Below are 19379 nucleotides of genomic sequence, written 5' to 3' on the forward strand. Positions count from 1 at the left end.
CTTCAGAGGTCGGCGGCAGCTGAGCAATCAGTACTTCGAAGGTACGAGCACCCAGCCTTCCATCAGGCGACGTGCGCTTCGACTCATGACGGCCTTGTCCACAACCCAGTTGCCATCGGCTTGGGTGGTCTGCGCGCCAACGGCAACGGTGCCGGCGGTGTGGCCCATGTTGACTTGGCGTTCACCGATATCGCCGACGATACGGTTGACCAGGGTGCCTTCCAGGGCGGCTGCCACGGCAACGGCTACGGCGCCAGTGCCAGTAATGGCGTGGTGCAATTTGCCCATGGAGAGGATGCGAGCGATCACATCGATCTCGGCCACCTCGACCGTCTTGCCACCGGCAGCGCTGTAGGTTTGCGGCGCAGCTATCAGGCAGAGCTTCGGCGTGTGAGGGCGAAGGCGCGTTGCTTCCTCAGCGGTGGCCGCCAGGCCCATGGCTACGGTGCAGTGTGCGCGGATGGTTTCCAGCGACTGCAGCAGTTCGGCGTTGCCGTTGACCTGGTCCTGGGTCTCGGTGCCGGTCAGGCCAACGCGCATGGCGTCGACGAAGATCGTCGGGTTGCCTGCGTTGAGCAGCGTTGCCGGCAAGCCTGGAAAGCCAGGGATATCCAGTTCATCCACAACATTGCCGGTTGGCAGAATGCTGCCGCCCGAACCGCCAGGCTGAAGGAATTCCACGACGATTTCGGCAGCAGGGAAGGCGACGCCATCCAGCACGAAATCACCTTCTTCAACGACCTCGCCATCTTTCATCGGGACATGGGCGATGATGCGTTTCTGAATATTGGCCTGCCAGATGCGGATGGTGGCGATGCCGTCACGAGGCGCATCGACGAGCCCCTGGCGAATGGCGAATGGGCCAACGGCTGCGCTCAGGTTGCCGCAGTTACCGGACCAGTCGACTACCGGGTTTTCGATTGCCGGGGCGCCGAACAGGTAGTCAACATCGCAATCGGTACGAGCCGATTTACCGATGATGACAACCTTGCTGGAGCTGGAGGTGGCAGCACCCATGCCGTCGATCTGCTTGCCATACGGATCCGGGCTGCCAATAACCCGCAGCATCAGCGCGTCGCGCTCAGGGCCGGCAGCAGGGACGTCCTGCTCAAGGAAAAACACGCCTTTACTGGTGCCACCGCGCATGAATACGGCAGGGATTCGAACTTGGGTCATTACACTGCTCCTTCCAGTTGCTTTGCTTTTCCAGCCTTGTCCATGCTCTCTACCAGCAACTGCGGCAGCAGGCCGCCGCGGCGGAAGTAGCGCACGTCTTCGTGCGTATCCAGGCGGCTGGTTACGGTCACGTTTTCGGTGCTGCCGTTTTCTCGCTCGATGACAAGTTGCAGCTTGTCGCCAGGTGCGAAGGTGTCGTTGATGCCTTCCACCGAGAATTTCTCGTGGCCAGTCAGGCCGAGGGTTTTGCGGGTCACGCCTTCCGGGAATTGCAGCGGCAGAATGCCCAGGCCAGCCAGGTTGGTGCGGTGGATGCGCTCGAAGCTCTCGGCAACGACGACGCGTACGCCCAGCAGGCGAGGGCCTTTGGCCGCCCAGTCACGCGACGAACCGCTGCCGTACTCTTTACCTGCCACGACGATCAGCGGCTGCTTACGGTCGGCATAGGCTTGCGCGGCTTCGAATACGGTGCTCACGCGATTCTCTGGCAGCAGCAGCGTCCAAGGCCCTTCGCGGCCGTCGGTCATCAGCTCGTTTTTCAGGCGTGGGCTCGCGAAGGTGGCGCGTTGGGCGGCTTCGTGGTTGCCGCGGCGGGTGCCGTAGGAGTTGAAGTCATCAACAGCGATACCGTGGCCCTTCAGGTACGTACCGGCGTCACTGTCGGACAAGATGGCGCCCGACGGCGAAATGTGGTCGGTAGTGATGTTGTCCGACAGCATCACCAGAACGCGCATGTCCTTGAGGTCGCGTTGAGGGTCGGTAGCTGTCAGTTCATCACTCCAGTACGGCGGTTTGCGGATGTAAGTGCTGGTCTGGTCCCAGGCGTACTGATCGGTAACGCCGGCGCGCAGGTCCGAGGCGATGACGCCCGCCTCGCGGGGTACCGAGCTGTAGGCTTTGTCGAACAGGTCGGCCGACAGGGCTTGTTTCTCGATCTCGTCCAGCTCTTGATCCGAAGGCCACAGCTCGCTGAGGTAAACCGGCTTGCCTTCGGCGTCGGTGCCGAGCGCATCTACCTGTGGGTCGATGCGGTAGGTGCCAGCGATCGCGTACGCCACGATCAGGGGAGGGGACATGATGAAGACTTCGCGAGCCAGCGGGTGCACGCGGCCTTCGAAGTTGCGGTTGCCTGAGGTGGCGGCAACAGTCTCCAGCTTGCGGGCGCGGATTTCGTCTTCGATCTCTTTGCTCAGCAGGGGGCCGGACATGCCGTTGCAGGTGGTGCAGCCGTAGCCGACAACGTTGAAGCCCATGTTGTCGAGGTCCACGTTCAGGCCTGCACGGTCCAGGTAGTCGGCGACCACCTTGGAGCCGGGAGCAAAGGAAGTCTTGACCCATGGCGCACGACGCAGCCCGCGCTTGAGTGCATTGCGGGCGACCAGGGCCGCAGCGATCACGCCACGAGGGTTCGAGGTGTTGGTGCAACTGGTGATAGCGGCAATCACGACCGAGCCGTTATCCAGGCCGGTAGGGATGTCTTTTGCTGCTTCGCCTTTACCCAGCAAGATGCGCTGGTGAGGTTGTTTCGGGCCGGCAATCGCACGGCCAACGCTGCTCAGGTCGAGGGTGACGACACGGTCGTACTCGACCGATTCCAGGCTGTCATGCCACAGACCTTGATGTTTGGCATAAGCCTCGGTCAGCTCGGCAATCTCACCGCCGCGACCGCTGAGTCGCAGGTAGTGCAGGGTGCGATCGTCGATCGCGAACATTGCTGCGGTAGCGCCGAACTCAGGAGCCATGTTGGACAGGGTGCCACGGTCTGCCAAGGACAGCGCGGCAACGCCTGGGCCATGGAATTCCAGCACGCTGCCGATTACGCCGGCTTTGCGCAGGCTTTCGGTCAGGGCAAGCGCGATGTCGGTAGCAACGTAGCCCGATGGTGGGGCGCCTTCCAGTCGAACACCGACGATCTCTGGAACCCGCATCATCAGGGCTTTGCCCAGCATGGCAGCTTCAGCTTCGATACCACCAACACCCCAGCCCAGCACACCGATGCCATTGATCATGGTGGTGTGGCTGTCAGTGCCGACCAGCGTATCCGGGAAGGCCCACAGCTCACCTGCGACTTCGCGTGTACCGATGACGGTGGTCAGGCGCTCCAGGTTGATCTGGTGAAGGATGCCGTTACCGGAAGGCACGATCGACAGGTTGTTGAAGGCCTTGTTGCACCAGTCCAGGAATGCAAAGCGTTCGGCATTGCGCTCGCGCTCGATGGCTTCGTTATCGGCCAGGGCGCTGGCGTCGCCCCATCGCTCTACGTTCAGCGAGTGGTCCACCACGAGGTGCGTCGGGGTGACCGGGTTTACCTGGCGTGGATCGCCGCCTGCTTTTGCTACTGCGTCACGCAGGCCGGCCAGGTCGACCAGGGCAGGGGTGCCGAGCAGGTCCTGAAGAACCACGCGAGCGGGGCGGAATGGGATGTCGCAGTTTTTAGAGCGAGTGCAAATTACCTTCAGCGCCTCGTTCGGCTCTGCCTCGGTACGCAGGACGTTCTCAGCGAGGATCCGGAGGCTCATTGGCAGGCGCGCGAAGTCGCCGCCTATCGCTTTTAAAGCTTCCGATACGTTGCAGACGCGGTACTCGCGACCGTTTACGGCCAGGGTTTGGCCAATGTGCTTGCTCATGCCGGGGACCTCACAGGCGTGTTTTTTGTGAGGCGATATTGCACTTTGTCCAAACTTGAGTCAATTTATCTCCAGCAGAAAAACTTCGGTCGAGCGCCGAATGGTCACCTTGAAGCCTGAAGACCGGCCATTTATCTGCCTGCCAGCCTTTCCCGCACAAAGACAAAAACGAGGAAATTCAAGATGAAATGCAATCAGACCTACCGTAAATCCGTCCGGCATCAGTCCGCTCCTTCCGCTTCGTACCGCTAAAAGCCTGGCTTCGCGGCACTAAAAAAATAAGGAGAGAGCCATGCTGCTGACCGTGCTCGGTTTTTCGATGGTCACCTGTTTCATGTACCTGATCATGACCAAGCGGCTGACCGCTCTGGTCGCCCTGATTGTGGTGCCGATCGTGTTTGCCCTGATTGGCGGCTTCTATGCCGGCCTGGGCACGATGATGCTGGACGGCATCAAGACTTTGGCGCCGACTGGCGTCATGCTGACCTTCTCGATTCTTTACTTCGGCATCATGATCGACGCGGGGCTGTTCGATTCATTGGTGCGTTGCATTCTGAGAATCGTGAAGGGCGACCCGCTGAAGGTGCTGTTCGGGACCACGATCCTGACGATGCTGGTATCGTTGGATGGCGACAGCTCCACCACCTACATGATCGTGATTGCCGCCTTCCTGCCGCTGTACCAGCGCCTGGGAATGAGCGTTCTGGGCTTGACCTGTGTGGTCAACATCGCCAACGGCATCATGAACATTTCCCCGTGGGGTGGCCCGACCGCCCGCGCCGCAGCTGCGCTGCATGTGGATGCGATGGACATCTTCCTGCCGATGGTGCCGTCGATGCTGCTGGGCTGCGCCTGCCTGCTCTTCATTGCGACCTTGCTCGGCCGGCGTGAGCGTGCACGCCTGGGCGTGATTGCCGTGGATGATTTCCACAACGGTTATATCGCGCTGGGTAATGGTTCGCACGAAGACTGCGACCGTAATCGTCGCCCGCACATGTTCTGGCCCAACCTGCTGCTCACCGCAACGATGATCGGCGTGTTGATGGCGGGTATCGTGCCGATCCAGGTGCTGTTCATGGTCTGCTTCGCCATTGCGGTGATGATCAATTACCCGCACCTGGAGCAGCAGAAAGAGCGTATTTCAGCTCACGCGGGCAATGTGCTCGCGGTGACCTCTGTCATCTTCGCCGCGGGCATCTTCACCGGGATTCTCTCGGGTACCGGTATGGTCGATGCGATGGCGAAGGGGCTGTTGGCAGTCATTCCTGATGCGTTTGGCCCATACCTGGCGGTATTCACTGCGCTGGTCAGCATTCCGTTCACCTTCTTCATGTCTAACGATGCCTTCTATTTCGGCATCTTGCCTGTGATCGCCCAGACGGCCGCCACTTACGGCATTTCGCATCTGGAGATCGCCCGGGCCTCGGTGGTGGGGCAGCCCGTCCACCTGCTCAGTCCGCTGGTGCCTTCGCTCTACCTGTTGGTGGCCCTGGCAAAAGTCGACTTGGGTGACCACCAGCGCTTTGCGTTGAAGTGGGCCCTCCTGGTGAGCATGGCCATGTTGGTAGGTGGCGTGATGTTTGGAGCATTCCCGCTGTATCACTCAGCTTCGTGAGTCGGTGGCTAGTCGTCGGCTCTGCCGACGGCTGGCTGCCGGTGCTTGTAGCCGGCGCACCCGCGCCTACAAAAATAAAGGTGTAACCATGCCGTACCGTAGAGCCTGGATTGCTGTATTTCTGTTCTCTCTGGCGATGATCAATTACATGGACCGTATTGCCCTGTCCATCGCTGCCAAACCAATCGCCGAGGAATTCAATCTCAGTGCAGTCGGCATGGGATACCTCTTTTCCTCATTTATCTGGAGTTACGCGCTCTTCCTGATTCCTGTTGGGCTGTTGATCGATCGCTATGGTGCAAAGCGCATCGGTGGTTTCGGTATTCTCGTGTGGTCGGCTGCTACGGCGCTGACCGGGGCAGCGATGAACTTTGCTTCGCTGCTGGCTGCGCGGCTTGTAATGGGTGCTGGTGAATCGGTCAGCAACCCAGTCGGGGCTAAGGTGATTCGTGAGTGGATCCCGAGCCAGGAACGCGGCACCATCACCGCTGTTTTCAACAGCGGATCATATGCTGGCCCGGCGATCTGCTCGATCGTTCTTGCGATGCTTGTCGCCAGTGTCGGCTGGCGCTGGTCCTTCGTGATTGCCGGCGGTATCGGCTTCGTTTGGCTGTTGGCTTGGTACCTGTTCTACGGCAAACCTGAAGATGTGAAGTGGCTGAGCAACCAAGAGCGTAAAACCATCCTGGGCTCGCGATCCGGTGGCGGCAAACCGGGTGGTGCCGCAGTCGCTCCCTACGGTCTTAAACGCCTGTTGAAGACTCCAACCCTCTGGGGCCTTGCTCTGACTCAAGGCTGCAACGTGTACACCCAGTATCTGTTCCTGACCTGGTTGCCGAGCTACCTTCAGCAAGAGCGTCATTTGACGTTGGAAAAAAGCGGTCTGGTGACTGCTATCCCTTATGCTGCGGCTGTTGTGCTCTGCATCGGCCTGGGCAAACTCAGTGACTGGTACCTGACTCGTGGCGGGGGTGTGAGCTCGGGTAAGCGCCGCAACGTAATTGCGATCTCGATGCTGATTGCGAGCTGCATCCTTTTGGTGCCATTCGCTGACTCTACTGCATCGCTGGTCCTGATTTCGTCGCTGACCTTGGCAGGTATTGCCTCGACCACTTCGCTGAATTTCTCCCTGCTCAATGATCTGCTGCCAAGTGCCGGGGACGTTGGGCGTGCGGTCGCGTTCATTGTTGTTGGCGGCAATCTCTTCGGTGTGGCGGCTCCGATCGTCACTGGTTACGTTGTTCAGGCCACGAACTCGTACAACTGGGCCTTCATGATTGCGGGTATTCTGCTGGTGGCGGGTGCAGTTATTGCTCTGACTATGACTCGCAAGCCAATGGTCCCGCCTACAGTCGAGGTCGAGCCCCATTTGGAAATGAGCCCGCAAAAGGCATAATGCAGGTGCGTGGGGCTCGTCTGTTGGTAAGCGCCCCGCAATCCCATGCCCCAACACGGAAAAGACATGAATCTGACGCCTCTTCAAGCCCGCGTAGCTCGCGATATCGTTGCCTATATCCGCCAAGAGCAACTGGCCGCAGGGCAGCACGTCTCGGAGCTAGGGCTGGCCAAGGCTTTGAAGACGTCACGCACGCCTATCAAGATTGCTCTGAACTACCTCGCTGAGCGAGGAATGCTCAGCCAGGACCGCAACCGCGGCTTTTTCCTGGCCAAGCCCTACGATGATCTGGCCGAAATTGCCCAGGATTTATCGGTCTCCATCGACGATCCGATCTATCAGCAGATCGCGGTGATGCGCCTGAACGGGCAGATTCCTGAGCAGTTTGCAGAAACGGACTTGATGCGTTTATTCAACATTTCACGCTATATGCTGCGTGGCGTGTTGAGCCGCATTCAACAGGAGGGCTGGATCGAGCAGCGTGCCGGCCAGGGCTGGCAGTTCTTGCCGATGATCGACTCGGTCGAAGCCTATGAAGAGAGCTATTCCTTCCGGGCGATCATCGAACCGGCAGGGCTGCTTGCCCCAACGTTCATGATCGATACCGAAGCCATGGCTCGCTGCAAGAAACAGCAGCAATTCATTGCAGATGGCGGCTACCTGACCATGACCCCTCAGGAACTGTTCGAATCGAATGCTCAGTTCCACGAGACGCTTGCCAGTTTTTCCGGCAACAGATTTCACGTTCAGACGGTTCGTCGCCTGGACCAGCTTCGCCGTCTGGTGGAGTACCGCCAGGCTAGCAAGCGTGCACCCAGGCGGGAGCAGGCGGTCGAGCATCTCGCGATCCTTGCATGCCTTGAAAAAGGTGATCGGCTGGCAGCCGCTGACCATATGCGAAAGCACCTGGAGCAAGCTCGCCGGCATAAAGTTGCAGCTGAGTTGTTTGAGGCAGTTGAGCTGCCTGTTGAGGCTTGATCACAACCCTGCACTGGTACGCACCATCGCATAGGCCTGGCGCACCAGCGGGTTGACCGAGTTGGCTCGCACCCACAGGTGGTAGGTGACGTCCGGTAGCGGCGGCAGGCCGTCACTCTGCCCCAGCACACGCATGTCGGGGCCGACCATCTCCTGGCTGCGTGCGGTAATGCCCAGGCCCGCCCGCACCGCGGCCTTGACCCCAATCAGGTTTGACGCAAGGTAAGCCTGGCGCCAGGCGATGCCGGCCTGCTCTAGCGCCTCCACGGCCAGTTTGCGGTACAGGCTGGGGTCGTCCACCAGCACCAATGGCAGCGGTTCTTCCGGAACATGCTGATATTGCGCGGCGCAGATCCACCACACTGGCGAGGTGCGCAGCGCGAAGCCTTCCAGGCCGGGTGCCGAACGGGTGGAAATGACCATGTCGATCTTGCCGCGCTGTAGGTCTTCCATCAGGAACGGGCTACGGCCGACGTCGATCTCCAGGCGCAGATTGGGGGCCGAGCGGGCGATGTGGCTAAGCAATGGCGGCAGAATGGTATCGGCGATGTCGTGGGGTGAGCCGATGCGCAGCACACCGCTCAGTCCGTCGTGACGCAGGCCCGCGAGCGCTTCGTCGTTGAGCGCGAGCATCTGCCGGGCGTGGCGCAGCAGTTGGCGGCCGGTGTCGGTCAGTGACTTGTGCCGGCCCTGCTTGCGCAGCAGCGCCACGCCCACTTGCTGCTCCAGGCGTTGCATGTGCTGGGTCACCGATGCCTGGGTGCGGGCCAGGTGACGGCCGGCCTTGGCGAAGCTTGCGTGGTCAGCGATGGCGACGAAGGTGCGCAGCAGGTCGAGGTCCAGGTTCGGAGTGGTCATGGGGCAGGCCTGTGAGTGAGGGGCGGTAATGGGGGGCGGACTGGCCCGCAATGGCATTCGATCAGTCTGTATGACCAACCCTGGTGGCCTCATCGCGGGGCAACCTCGCTGCCACGAATATCGCATTCTTACATCAATGACCGGTAGAAAAGCATAATGATCCGTTATGTTTTATGCCTCTCACGCAAACTCGAGCCAGAAAAAAGCTCAACGATTGCTGGCATATGCCTTTCTGAGGGCGCAGGAGCACAAACATAGTTATAACGATAGTCAATATTTGAATTTCCCCTCGATCTGGCAACTTCCTAGCATGCGCCCTCATTGGCCGGGTGTTCCGGCTGCCGGGATGAGGAGCCCACCATGTCGCTGTCCACCGTTACCCGCCGCGGGCTGTTTGCATCGTTGCTGGTCACCGCAACCTTCACCGCCAGTAGCCTGGCCCACGCCGACGCCACCCTGGACAAGATTCAGCAGCGCCACAAGCTGGCGGTGGGGGTGGTGCTGTCGGGCGGCCCATTCGGCGCCATCGACCCCAGCATCCGCCAACCCGTCGGTTTCAGCGTTGACCTGGCCCGTGACCTGGCTCGCCAGTTAGGCGTCGAGGTGGACCTGGTCGCAGTACAGCCAGCCAACCGTGTGCAGTTCTTGCAGCAGGGCAAGGTCGACCTTCTGATCGCCAACATGGAGTGGACCGCCGAGCGCGACAAGCTGCTTGGCCACGTACCCACACCGTTCTACCGCGTCGGTGGCAGCGCTGCGGTGGCCAAGGACAGCCCGCTCAAGACATGGGCCGACCTCAAGGGGCAGGCGGTGTGCACCAGCCAGGGCAGCAGTTATACCCAGGCGCTGGTAGGCCTGGGCGCGGACATCAAAGCCTTCAAGACCTCCGCCGAGTCGCTGCTGGCCCTGCGCGGCAACAACTGCGTGGCCGCCGTGCACGACGCCACGCTGATCAACCCGCTGCTGGCCAAGGGCGGCGAGTGGAGCGGCTACCGCGCCATTACCCCCGAGCTGAACCCGGCGCCGTCGGTAATCTGGACCCGCCTGGGCGAAACCGACACCCAGCAGCGCCTGGACCCTTTCGTCAAGCAATGGCACCGCAGTGGCTGGCTGATCGAGCGTGAGCAGGCCAACCACATCACCCCGGCTTCACCGGCGCTGGTAGAACTGCGCGCCAAACTGCAGGGCGAAGGCGCCTGATGAGTGATGCTCTGCACTGGCTGGTAGGGCAGCTTGCCCGACTTGGCCTGGACTACGGCTTTCTGTTCGATGGCTACGCCAGCGGCAAGCTGGTGGAGGGCGCGCTGACCACGTTATGGCTGTGCCTGTGCGGAATCATCGGGAGCCTGATGGTGGGTGTGTTGCTGGCCGCAGCGGTGACCTCCGGGCGCTGGGTGGCTTGGCCCGCGCGGGCCTTCATCGAGGTCACCCGCAACACGCCGACCCTGGTGCAGCTTTACTGTGCCTTCCTGGTGCTGAACATGCTGATCAACCAGAGCCTGGGCAGCGCCAACCCCATGACACCCTTCGCCTGGGTGGTGTTGGTGATCTCGCTACACAAAGGCGCCTTTCATGCCGAGGCCCTGCGCGCCGGCATCGAGGCGGTACCGGCGGTTACCCTGGAGGCGGCCCGCTCGCTGGCCTTCAGTCGTCGCCAGCAGTTGCTGCAGGTGCAGTTGCCGCTGGCTTTACGCTTCGCCTTGCCGGCGCTGGTCAACAACCTCATCGACCTGGTGAAGATGACCGCCGTGGCCTCGGCCATCGCCGTCAACGACATCACCTACGCCTCGATCATGATCTGGACCCAGGGCGACAACGTCGTTGAGCTGATGATTTTGATCCTGGCTTTTTTCGGGCTGCTGAGCTTTGCAGTCAATTGTGCCGGCCGCGCCGTGGAAGCGCGCCTGAGGATGCCTGGTTATGGCCACTGAAAACCTCGCTACCCTGTGGCACTGGTCACCAACCCTGGGCGCGGGTCTGTTGCAGAACATCCAGATTAGCGTCGGCGCCATTGGCCTTGGCACATTGCTGGGCTTGCTGGTGGGGGCGCTGCTGCTGTCGCCGCTGGCGTCCTTGCGCGTTATTGCGCGGCTGTGGGTGCAGGTGTTTCGCAATGCGCCCTGGCTGGTGTTGATCTACTTCACCTCGTACGTGTTTCCCTTCGATGTGCAGGTGGGCGGTACTTGGGTCGCGTTCCCCGACTGGCTCAAGGTCACTGTGGGGTTGGCCTTGCCGGCCAGTGCCAACGTGGCCGAAATCTTGCGCGGCGCTGTCGCCTCGATTCCGGCCACCCAGTGGGAGGCCGCGCGCTCGCTGGCCTTCAGCCGCGGGCAGATTCTGCGCTCGATCATTCTGCCGCAGTGCCTGCGGCGCATGTTGCCACCGTGGATGAACCTGTACGCAGTGGTAACCATGGGTACCGCGCTGGCTTCGCTGGTCGGTGTGCATGACCTGATCGACAGCGCTCAGGTCGCTGCAAACACCGTCAACCGCAGCGGCTTCACCGTGTTGGTGTACTTCAGCGTGCTGGCGTTGTTCTTCGCCTATTGCTACCCGATTGCCCGTCTGACTCAACGCCTGGAGCGCCGCTATGCCTTCTGAACCCCTGATCCAGCTGCGTGACGTGCACCTGGCCTTTGCCGACAACCCGGTGCTGCGCGGCATCGACCTGGACGTGCAGGCCGGCCAGGCGGTGTCGATCATCGGCCCGTCCGGGTCGGGCAAGTCGACCATCCTGCGCTGCATGACCGGCCTGCTGCGGCCCCAGCGCGGCAGCATTCGTATCGGTGACACTCAGGTCGAACAGCTGCGCGGCGAGGCCGGGCTGATCGCCTTGCGCAAGCAAGTGGGCTTCGTCTTCCAGCAATACAACCTGTTCCCTCACCTGAGCGTGCTCGACAACCTGCTGATTGCCCCTACCAAGGTGCTGGGGCGCAGCCGTGGCGAGGCCCGGGATCAGGCCCTGGCGTTGCTCGAAAAGGTGCGCCTTGGGCATAAGGCTGCGGCCTTTCCGGGTGAGCTGTCGGGTGGCCAGCAGCAGCGGGTGGCCATTGCCCGTGCCCTGGCCATGCGCCCCAAGCTGATCCTGTTTGACGAAGTCACCTCGGCGCTGGACCCGGAAATGGTGGGCGAAGTGCTGGCAGTGATCCGCGAGCTGACCGAGGAGGGCATGACTTGCGTGCTGGTCACCCATGAAATGCGCTTTGCCGAGGAAATCAGTGATCAGGTGTATTTCACCGAACACGGTCGCATTGTCGAGCACGGCAGCGCCGGGCAGGTGTTCCGTGCCCCCAGCCACGAGCGTACCCGCGCGTTTCTCCAGCATGCGTTGGGCGAGGGCGGGCACCGCCCCAGCCGCCCGGCCCCCGATGTACTGAGTAACCTGGGGCGCTACAGCCTCAGCGTATGACTACCGTTTCCCCACAAGAGAGACTGACCATGTCCCAGGATTCCGTGATCCAGCCGTTCCTCGCGCAAGTGCGCGCCATCCATGAACGTGGCGTGGACCGCGCCGCCCTGCAGCAGATTGTCGTGCTGCTCGAAGGCCTGGCCGAGCGTCGCGAGCTGTTCAATTTCGAGCGGTTCCCGGCGCCGGATGCGGCCACCGGCGAAACCCAGTACCGCTACCGCCTGAACGACGACGGCGAGTCGCCGACGCTCTACGTCAACTCGCTGCTGCCAGGCAAGGCGACCTTGCCGCACAACCACGAAACCTGGGCGATCATCGTTGCCGTCGAGGGCCAGGAGCTCAACCGCGTGTACCGCCGCGAGGACGACCGTAGCGATCCGGCCCGCGCCAGCCTGGCGCTGGAGCGTGAGGTGTTGGTGCAGCCGGGCACTTCGGTGGCGTTCCTTGGCGATGACTTGCACGGCATTCGCGTCGAGGGCAGCAGCCCGACCTTGCACTTTCACCTCTATGGCCGGCCGCTGGAGTCGCTGGACAACCGCTACGGGGTCAAGGATGACGGCAGCGTGGTGAACTACAACAAGTCGCAGATGGCACCTTCGATCGCCGCTTACGGCCATTGATGCGCTTGGGCCTTATCGCGGGATCGCCACGCGATGAGGCCAGTGCCCGCAATACACCCCCATTCCAGAAACGACCACGGACTGCGTCCCATGACCCCCAGCATTACCCCTGCGCAGCTGCACAGCTGGCTGTTCGACGGCCAGGAAATCGCCCTGTTTGACCTGCGCGAGCATGGCCAGTATGGCGAAGCCCACCTGTTTTACGCTGTCAACCTGCCATACAGCCGCCTGGAAATCGAAGCACCGCGCCTGGCGCCTAACCCGGCAGTACGGGTGGTGGTGTACGACGAAACCGGCGACGAACTTGTCCAGCGTGGCGCCCGACGGTTACAGGCTTTGGGCTACACAGACGTGCACTGGCTACAGGGTGGCAGTCTGGGTTGGAAGGCCGCAGGCTTCGAGCTGTTCGCCGGGGTGCACCTGCCGTCCAAGGCGTTTGGCGAGTTGGTCGAACACGCCTGCCACACCCCGCGCATTACTGCGCTGCAGCTGGCCGACTGGCAGCGCCAGGGCAAACCGCTGGTGCTGCTCGACGGTCGGCCGCTCGAGGAGTTCGCCAAGATGAACATCCCCGGTGCCACCTGCTGCCCCAATGGCGAGCTGGGCTATCGTCTGGAAGACCTGGTGAGCGACCCGCACATACCGGTCGTGATCAACTGCGCCGGGCGCACCCGCAGCATCATCGGTGCCCAGACCTTGATCAACCTGGGCATCGGCAACCCGGTCTTCGCGTTGGAAAATGGCACCCAGGGCTGGCACCTGGTGGACTTGCCCCTGGAGCACGGCGGCCAGCGTGGTTATCCGGCGCACAGCAACAAGGCGCTGCAACAGCAGCGGGATCGGGCCACGGCGCTGGCACGAAGGGCTGCGGTACAGTGGGCCTCGGCCAAGGAGGTACAGCTCTGGCAGCAGGATGCCCAGCGTTCGCTGTTCCTGTGCGATGTACGCACGCCGGAGGAGTTCGCCGCCGGCAGCTTGCCCGGCGCTCAGCATTGCCCCGGGGGACAGCTGATCCAGGGTACAGACCTGTACATCGGGGTACGCAAGGCGCGGGTGGTGCTGTTCGATGACGACGGTGTGCGCGCTCCGGTGGTCGCCAGTTGGCTGCGGCAGATGGGGCACGAGGCGTACGTGCTCGAGGGTGGTCTGGTCAGTGGCCTTGCCTTGGCTGTCCGGCCTGTGCCGGCACCAGGCCTGGCCGAAGCCAGCGCGGCCGAGCTGGAGGACGCCTTGCTGCTGGACGTGCGTGCGAGCAGCGCCTACCGCAGGCGCCACCTGCGTGGTGCGCAGTGGGCGATCCGTCCGCGGCTGGCCGCACAGGTGGCTGCTGAAACCCGACGCCTGGTGTTCATCGCTGATGACCCGCAGGTCGCGCAGCTGGCCGTGAACGAACTGCCCGAGGCTCAGCGCCATGCGGCGCGGCTGTTCCCAGTGGGGCTACTGGGGGAATGGCCGCAGGTCGAGAATGACACTTCGCTGCCAGATGCCCAGTGCATCGACTTCCTGTTCTTTGTGCACGATCGTCACGCCGGCAACAAAGCCGCGGCGCGCCAGTACCTGGCCTGGGAGACCGGCCTGATTGCGCAGATGAATCCTCAGGAAACTGCAAGCTTCACGCCGCTGATCCAGTTCGACCCAGTGGCAACACGCCTGGTGCACGCTGGCCGTGGCAGTGTCGGGCAGGGCGCCCAGGCCGTCAACCTGCCGGTCAGTCGCCTGAGCACGGTGCTGTTTGACAGTGTCGCCGACCTGCAGGAAGCCCGTAGCAAGCGCGATCAGGAACGGGTACTGAGCTACGGTGCCCGCGGCAATCCCACGGCCTTTGCCCTGGAGGATCTGGTCAGCGAACTGGAGGGTGGCTACCGCACCAAGCTGTTCGCCACCGGTCTGCAGGCCATTACCCAGACCTTCCTGGCTTACCTGCGCCCGGGTGACCACCTGCTGATCAGCGATGGCGTCTACGGCCCGGTACGGCGCCTGGCCCGTGAGCTGCTGCAACCGTTTGGCGTGCAGGTGGAGTATTTCGCGGCCGATGGCCGAGGGCTTGAAGCGGCCTTGCGGCCCAACACCCGCATGGTCTACAGCGAAAGCCCAAGCTCGTTGTTGTACGAGCTCAACGACCTGCCGGCCATGGCCGCCCTGTGCAAGCCGCGGGGGATCCTGCTGGCGGTGGACAACACCTGGGGCTCGGGCTACCTGTACCAACCGCTGGCCTTGGGGGCGGACATTTCTGTCATGGCCCTGACCAAATACCTGGGCGGGCACAGTGATGTGATGATGGGCAGCGTGTGCACCACCCGTGAAGCCTTCGCCGCGCTGTCGCGCAGCAGCGATACCTGCGGCTGCACCGTGGGTGCGGATGATGCCTGGCTGGTGCTGCGTGGTGCGCGCAGCTTGGCCAGCCGGATGGCAGTGCACGAACGCCAGGCGCTTGAGATTGCTAACTGGTTGCAGGGGCACGAGGCGGTGGCGCGTGTGTACCACCCGGCGTTGCCGCAGCACCCGGGCCATGCGTTGTGGCAGCGAGACTTCAAGGGCAGCAATGGTCTGCTCAGTTTCGAGCTTGCCAATGCGGCCCACGGCCAGGCCGAAGCCTTCGCGGACGGCTTGCGGCTATTCGGCATCGGTGCTTCCTGGGGCGGATACGAGAGCCTGGTGATGCTGTCGGAGGTGGCTGGCCGGCAGTTCGCAACTGCCGCTCGTGGAGTGATTGTGCGCTTGCATGTGGGGCTGGAGGATGTTGCGTCTCTCCAGCGGGACCTGGATCAGGCATTGCGACAGAGCGCTTCATAACCGCGAAAGGGAGGGTTCTAAATGACGGCTCGTATGGGATGCTGGTCGATCGCGATTTGAGGGCGCTTGGTGTCCAGCACGTCGACGCGATCCGCCAGGCGCCTGGCGCGATCAAGCAGAGCATCCTCACCCAGGTGCCATTGGACCGCCAGGCGCAAGCGGCCGATGGCGTAGCCTTGGATACGGTCGAGGCTGGCGTGGAGCAAGCGTGTAGGTGCGCCAAGACCGCGGCCGATGGCGGCCAGGTCGGGTTCCAGGCCGTTGCGGCCGCTGTAGTGCAGGTCGATGAGGTGCTCGCCGGTGTTGCCGCTCAGGTCGTCATGGGTATGTTCGAGGGTGCCGAGCAACGTGCGGGTGACCGCGCTGCGTGGCTCGCCGAAGACTTGCCAGACCTCGCCCTGTTCGGCGATCTTGCCTTGTTCGAGCACCACCACACGGTCGCAGATTTCGCGGATCACGCCCATCTCGTGAGTGATCAGGACGATGGTCAGGCCGAGGCGTCGGTTGATGTCGCGTAACAGTTGCAGGATCGCCTGGGTGCTTTCTGGGTCAAGGGCGGAGGTTGCTTCGTCGCACAGCAAGATCTGCGGTTGCAGCACCAAGGCGCGGGCGATGCCGACACGTTGCTTTTGCCCGCCGGAGAGCTGCGCCGGATAAGCGTCACGGCGTGCTTCCAGGCCAACGAGTTGCAGCAGTTCATCGACCCGGCGTGTCTGTTCTTCGCGCGATACGCCGGCCATGCGCAGCGGCAGGGCGATGTTCTGCGCCACGGTGCGAGTGGCCATCAGATTGAAATGCTGAAAGATCATCGACACCCGCCGGCGCAGGCTGCGCAGGGCCGGGCCTTCGAGGTTGCCGATGTCATCGGTGTCGATGAATACCTTGCCGCTGTTGGGGTTCTCCAGGGCATTGAGCATGCGCAGCAGCGAGGATTTACCCGCGCCACTGCGGCCGATGATGCCGAACACCTCGCCACGGCGAATGTGCAAGTCTATACCCCGCAGCGCCTCGACGCCGTTGGGATAGTGCTTGCAGACTTGTTCAAGGCGGATGTGGGGTTGCGGTGCAGCTTGGGTGCTCATGGTGTCGTCTTGCTCCATAAAGATCACTCCCTCGCCTGGCGCGGGAGTGATCGGCACTGTTCAATCAGAACGCCGGATAGATTGCGCCCTTGTAGCGCGCCTTGATGAATTCACGGGTCGCATCGCTGTTCAGCGCTTCGGCGACGATCTTGATCGCCTTGTCATCCTTGTTTTCCGGGCGAGTCACCAGGTACTCGGCCCAGATGTTCTTGCCATCCTGGCCTTTCTCGATGTACAGCGATTTGTCCAGCGGCAGTTTGGCTTCCAGCACGTAGTTACCATTCAGCGCTGCCAGCTCAACCTGGCTCAGGGCGCGGGGCAGGATCGCCGATTCCAGCTCGACGATTTTCAGATGCCTGGGGTTTTCCACGATGTCTTTCTGCGTTGGCAGCGGGTCTTCCGGGCTGTCCAGTTCGGCCTTGCCCTTGAGCTTGATCAGGCCAAGCTTCTGCAACAGCAACAGGCCACGCCCGCCATTCACCGGGTCGTTGGGGATCGCCACTTTGGCGCCGTCTTCCAGTTGAGTGACGTTGGTAATCTTCTGCGAGTAAGCGACGAAGGGCTCGATGTGCACCGGCACGATAGACACCAGATTCGTGCCGCGCTCACGGTTGTAGTCGTTGAGGAAAGGCCGGTACTGGTAGTAGTTGGCGCTGAGCTGCTTGGACACCAGTTGCGCGTTGGGCTGGATGTAGTCCGAGAAGATGCGGATATCCAGATCGACGTCCTGTTTGGCGACGATGGGTTTGATGAATTCGAGGATTTCGCCGTGTGGCACCGGGCTGGCGCCTATCACGAGTTTTTCCCCGGCCTGGGCGGCGCCCAGCAACAGGCCGCTGACGGCCAGGCTGGAAACGATGAGCTTGATGAACGACATGGTGTGTTTCCTTGGCGGTTATTTGCGGGTGAAGTGGATTACCAGGCGGTTGCCGGAGGCTTGCAGCAGCTGGACGAGAACGATGAGCAGACCGACGGTGACGATCATCACTTCGGTCTGGAAGCGCTGATAGCCATAGCGGATGGCCAGGTCGCCGACGCCGCCACCGCCGATGGCGCCAGACATGGCGGTATAGTCGACCAGCACGATGGCAGTGACGGTGATTGCCGAAATGATGCCCAGGCGCGCTTCGGGTAGCAGGGTGTACCAGATCACCTGCCAGGTGCTGGCGCCCATCGACTGGCTGGCCTCTACCAGGCCGCGATCGACTTCACGCAGGGCGGTCTCCACCAGGCGTGCGAAGAACGCGGTTGTGCCGATCACCAGTGGCGGGATGACGCCGCGCACACCGAGGGAGGTGCCAGTGACCAGGGTGGTGAGAGGGATCAGTACAATCAGCAGAATGATGAACGGCACGGAACGCACGATGTTCAGCACGAAAGACACCAGCCCATACAGTGCTGGCTGTTCCAGTAGTTGCTTGCGCCCGGTCAGAAACAGCAGCACGCCCAACGGCAGGCCAAGCAGCACGGTGAACAGCAGCGCGCCGCCAAGCATGGCCAAGGTGTCGAGGGTGGCGTCGGTGATCTGGGTCCAGTCGATCTGGTCAAAATTCATCAACAGGCTCCCCTCAGATCCACGAATGCTGTGGGGGATTTACGCCGTTGAGGTAGTACTGGCCGACCGCATAAGGCTTCCAGCGCACCGGGTCATGCAGGGTGTGGGTGCGGGCATCGCGCCACAGGCGGTCCAGGCCGTTCTGTTGCAAGGTCGAGCGAGTGCCGCCCAGTTCGAACAACTTGTTGGCGGCGAGCAGGGCGATGTCGGTTGTCAGCACCTTCGCTTCGGCCACGGCGATCTTGGCCTTGGCGATGCTGTCGAGCGTCGGTTCGGCAATGGTCGCGTCCAGTTGCAGGCCGGCCCGCTCCAGTAGCGCTTCGGCTGCGTGCAACCGGATGAACAGATCGCCAACCGCAGCGACCGTGAACGGGTCATCGCTGGCGTGCTCTTTGCCGCTGTCAATCCAGGGCCGGGCTTTGCTACGGACAAACTCAACCGTGGCCTGCAGCGCGCCACGGGCGATACCGGCATCGATGGCAGCATGGATCAGCTGGCTCTGAGGGCCAACGGCGCTGGGGTTCTCGTAGACGATGTGCGCCGGAAGTACACGCTCGTTGGGCACCACTACGTTTTCCAGCAGCACCGTGCCGCTGGCGGTGGTGCGCTGGCCGAAGGCTGACCAGTCGTCTATCACGCTCAAGCCTGGTGTATCACGGTCGGCGATGGCAACGATGACGTGGTCGTGGTCATCAAGTGCGACGATGGGCACCAAGTGGGCGAACAGCGCACCGGTGGAGTAGAACTTGCGACCGTTGAGCACCTTGTGATGCTCATCGTGAGCGCTGATGCGGGTCTGGAAATCCTCGACGTTTTTGCCGCCGAACTCCGAGAAGGCGTTGCCAAGACGCAGCCCGGATAGCACTGCGGCGAATAGCGCCTGTTTCTGTTGCTCACTGGCCGACAAGCGAATCACGTCGATGATTTCGAAGCTGTTCTGGGCGATCTGCGCAGCCGATGCATCGGCGGCGGCGAGGATGGCGAAGACCTTGGCCAGGGTCACTTGAGAGACGGCTGCACCGCCGTATTGTTTGGGGATGGTGATGCCCCACAGGCCGCTTTGTGAGTAAGCCTCCACTTCGGCAAAGGGCAGGGCGCGCTGACGGTCACGTTCCAGGGCGCCCTCGGCAAACAATTTGGCCAAGGCATGGGCTGTTTCTATCGCCTGGGCATCGCTGGTGATACGTGTAGCGGGTTGGGCCGGTCGGCTGGGGCGCCAGGTGGCAGGGTCAACAGGGTAGTAAGGCATGGCGCGGGTCTCGTTTCGACA

General features: G+C 62.1%; 17 protein-coding genes. 9 read left to right on the plus strand and 8 right to left on the minus strand.

Annotated features, from left to right (window positions below):
• Positions 1-27 precede the first annotated feature (27 nt).
• The 3 genes from prpF to ACQKPZ_RS16375 are packed head-to-tail and all read right to left on the minus strand — an operon-like array spanning position 28 to position 4025.
• Positions 28-1176, minus strand: coding sequence for a 2-methylaconitate cis-trans isomerase PrpF (gene prpF, locus ACQKPZ_RS16365; protein WP_427539948.1), 1149 nt, complete (start codon positions 1174-1176; stop codon positions 28-30).
• Positions 1176-3803, minus strand: a complete 2628-nt coding sequence (locus ACQKPZ_RS16370) for an aconitate hydratase (protein ID WP_427539951.1) — start codon at positions 3801-3803, stop codon at positions 1176-1178. Before ACQKPZ_RS16370 ends, prpF begins: the two co-directional genes overlap by 1 nt.
• A 60-nt stretch (positions 3804-3863) precedes the next feature.
• Complete coding sequence (locus tag ACQKPZ_RS16375; RefSeq protein ID WP_427539954.1) at positions 3864-4025, minus strand: hypothetical protein; 162 nt, start codon at positions 4023-4025, stop codon at positions 3864-3866.
• 73 nt (positions 4026-4098) lie between these two features.
• Here ACQKPZ_RS16375 and ACQKPZ_RS16380 point away from each other — a divergent pair, with 73 nt between their 5' ends.
• The 3 genes from ACQKPZ_RS16380 to ACQKPZ_RS16390 all read left to right on the plus strand — a co-directional run bounded on the left by ACQKPZ_RS16380 (position 4099) and on the right by ACQKPZ_RS16390 (position 7792).
• Positions 4099-5418 carry a CitMHS family transporter gene (locus tag ACQKPZ_RS16380; RefSeq protein ID WP_427540026.1) on the plus strand — a complete coding sequence of 440 codons (1320 nt, stop codon included), beginning with the start codon at positions 4099-4101 and terminating at the stop codon, positions 5416-5418.
• A gap of 88 nt (positions 5419-5506) precedes the next feature.
• Positions 5507-6814: an MFS transporter gene (locus tag ACQKPZ_RS16385; RefSeq protein ID WP_427539957.1), complete on the plus strand. Its 1308-nt coding sequence runs from the start codon at positions 5507-5509 to the stop codon at positions 6812-6814.
• A gap of 66 nt (positions 6815-6880) precedes the next feature.
• On the plus strand, positions 6881-7792 hold the full coding sequence (locus tag ACQKPZ_RS16390) for a GntR family transcriptional regulator (RefSeq protein WP_391134172.1): 912 nt from the start codon (positions 6881-6883) through the stop codon (positions 7790-7792).
• Here the strand turns inward: ACQKPZ_RS16390 and ACQKPZ_RS16395 are convergent, their stop codons facing one another.
• Entirely contained in the window at positions 7793-8650 is an 858-nt protein-coding gene (locus ACQKPZ_RS16395) for a LysR substrate-binding domain-containing protein (RefSeq protein ID WP_391134169.1), read from the minus strand.
• A 360-nt stretch (positions 8651-9010) separates the two neighbouring features.
• On the opposite strand from ACQKPZ_RS16395, the gene ACQKPZ_RS16400 reads away from it, so the two are divergent.
• The 6 genes from ACQKPZ_RS16400 to metC all read left to right on the plus strand — a co-directional run bounded on the left by ACQKPZ_RS16400 (position 9011) and on the right by metC (position 15472).
• A complete protein-coding gene (locus ACQKPZ_RS16400) occupies positions 9011-9850 on the plus strand; it encodes a transporter substrate-binding domain-containing protein (protein WP_427539960.1) in 840 nt (279 codons plus the stop codon).
• A complete protein-coding gene (locus ACQKPZ_RS16405) occupies positions 9850-10581 on the plus strand; it encodes an amino acid ABC transporter permease (RefSeq protein WP_427539963.1) in 732 nt (243 codons plus the stop codon). Before ACQKPZ_RS16400 ends, ACQKPZ_RS16405 begins: the two co-directional genes overlap by 1 nt.
• Entirely contained in the window at positions 10571-11251 is a 681-nt protein-coding gene (locus tag ACQKPZ_RS16410) for an amino acid ABC transporter permease (protein WP_427539966.1), read from the plus strand. The genes ACQKPZ_RS16405 and ACQKPZ_RS16410 overlap by 11 nt, the downstream gene beginning before the upstream one ends.
• Positions 11241-12059 (plus strand): amino acid ABC transporter ATP-binding protein, encoded by an 819-nt coding sequence (locus ACQKPZ_RS16415; RefSeq protein ID WP_427539969.1) that lies wholly within the window; start codon positions 11241-11243, stop codon positions 12057-12059. The genes ACQKPZ_RS16410 and ACQKPZ_RS16415 overlap by 11 nt, the downstream gene beginning before the upstream one ends.
• A gap of 29 nt (positions 12060-12088) precedes the next feature.
• Positions 12089-12679, plus strand: a complete 591-nt coding sequence (locus ACQKPZ_RS16420) for a cysteine dioxygenase (protein WP_427539972.1) — start codon at positions 12089-12091, stop codon at positions 12677-12679.
• Between the two features lie 90 nt (positions 12680-12769).
• Positions 12770-15472, plus strand: coding sequence for a cystathionine beta-lyase (gene metC / locus ACQKPZ_RS16425; RefSeq protein ID WP_427539975.1), 2703 nt, complete (start codon positions 12770-12772; stop codon positions 15470-15472).
• Between the two features lie 17 nt (positions 15473-15489).
• On the opposite strand, the gene ACQKPZ_RS16430 is transcribed toward metC, so the two are convergent.
• From ACQKPZ_RS16430 to ACQKPZ_RS16445, 4 genes are read right to left on the minus strand one after another with little or no spacing between them, the layout of a single operon-like run.
• Positions 15490-16572 (minus strand): methionine ABC transporter ATP-binding protein, encoded by a 1083-nt coding sequence (locus ACQKPZ_RS16430; RefSeq protein ID WP_427539978.1) that lies wholly within the window; start codon positions 16570-16572, stop codon positions 15490-15492.
• A 46-nt stretch (positions 16573-16618) separates the two neighbouring features.
• Positions 16619-17431, minus strand: coding sequence for a MetQ/NlpA family ABC transporter substrate-binding protein (locus ACQKPZ_RS16435; protein ID WP_427539981.1), 813 nt, complete (start codon positions 17429-17431; stop codon positions 16619-16621).
• 18 nt (positions 17432-17449) lie between these two features.
• Positions 17450-18109 carry a methionine ABC transporter permease gene (locus ACQKPZ_RS16440; protein WP_427539984.1) on the minus strand — a complete coding sequence of 220 codons (660 nt, stop codon included), beginning with the start codon at positions 18107-18109 and terminating at the stop codon, positions 17450-17452.
• Positions 18110-18122: 13 nt separating this feature from the next.
• A complete protein-coding gene (locus tag ACQKPZ_RS16445) occupies positions 18123-19358 on the minus strand; it encodes an SfnB family sulfur acquisition oxidoreductase (protein ID WP_427539987.1) in 1236 nt (411 codons plus the stop codon).
• Positions 19359-19379 lie beyond the last annotated feature (21 nt).

This window comes from Pseudomonas sp. NPDC089547 (genome assembly GCF_050280665.1).
Taxonomy (GTDB): Bacteria; Pseudomonadota; Gammaproteobacteria; order Pseudomonadales; family Pseudomonadaceae; genus Aquipseudomonas.

What these genes read in the sequence shown, in the direction of transcription:
- prpF (WP_427539948.1), bottom strand. Translation starts at nt 1,176, where the DNA reads ATGACCCAAGTTCGAATCCCTGCCGTATTCATGCGCGGTGGCACCAGT.
- ACQKPZ_RS16370 (WP_427539951.1), bottom strand. Translation starts at nt 3,803, where the DNA reads ATGAGCAAGCACATTGGCCAAACCCTGGCCGTAAACGGTCGCGAGTAC.
- ACQKPZ_RS16375 (WP_427539954.1), bottom strand. Translation starts at nt 4,025, where the DNA reads ATGCCGGACGGATTTACGGTAGGTCTGATTGCATTTCATCTTGAATTT.
- ACQKPZ_RS16385 (WP_427539957.1), top strand. Translation starts at nt 5,507, where the DNA reads ATGCCGTACCGTAGAGCCTGGATTGCTGTATTTCTGTTCTCTCTGGCG.
- ACQKPZ_RS16390 (WP_391134172.1), top strand. Translation starts at nt 6,881, where the DNA reads ATGAATCTGACGCCTCTTCAAGCCCGCGTAGCTCGCGATATCGTTGCC.
- ACQKPZ_RS16395 (WP_391134169.1), bottom strand. Translation starts at nt 8,650, where the DNA reads ATGACCACTCCGAACCTGGACCTCGACCTGCTGCGCACCTTCGTCGCC.
- ACQKPZ_RS16400 (WP_427539960.1), top strand. Translation starts at nt 9,011, where the DNA reads ATGTCGCTGTCCACCGTTACCCGCCGCGGGCTGTTTGCATCGTTGCTG.
- ACQKPZ_RS16405 (WP_427539963.1), top strand. Translation starts at nt 9,850, where the DNA reads ATGAGTGATGCTCTGCACTGGCTGGTAGGGCAGCTTGCCCGACTTGGC.
- ACQKPZ_RS16410 (WP_427539966.1), top strand. Translation starts at nt 10,571, where the DNA reads ATGGCCACTGAAAACCTCGCTACCCTGTGGCACTGGTCACCAACCCTG.
- ACQKPZ_RS16415 (WP_427539969.1), top strand. Translation starts at nt 11,241, where the DNA reads ATGCCTTCTGAACCCCTGATCCAGCTGCGTGACGTGCACCTGGCCTTT.
- ACQKPZ_RS16420 (WP_427539972.1), top strand. Translation starts at nt 12,089, where the DNA reads ATGTCCCAGGATTCCGTGATCCAGCCGTTCCTCGCGCAAGTGCGCGCC.
- metC (WP_427539975.1), top strand. Translation starts at nt 12,770, where the DNA reads ATGACCCCCAGCATTACCCCTGCGCAGCTGCACAGCTGGCTGTTCGAC.
- ACQKPZ_RS16430 (WP_427539978.1), bottom strand. Translation starts at nt 16,572, where the DNA reads ATGGAGCAAGACGACACCATGAGCACCCAAGCTGCACCGCAACCCCAC.
- ACQKPZ_RS16435 (WP_427539981.1), bottom strand. Translation starts at nt 17,431, where the DNA reads ATGTCGTTCATCAAGCTCATCGTTTCCAGCCTGGCCGTCAGCGGCCTG.
- ACQKPZ_RS16440 (WP_427539984.1), bottom strand. Translation starts at nt 18,109, where the DNA reads ATGAATTTTGACCAGATCGACTGGACCCAGATCACCGACGCCACCCTC.
- ACQKPZ_RS16445 (WP_427539987.1), bottom strand. Translation starts at nt 19,358, where the DNA reads ATGCCTTACTACCCTGTTGACCCTGCCACCTGGCGCCCCAGCCGACCG.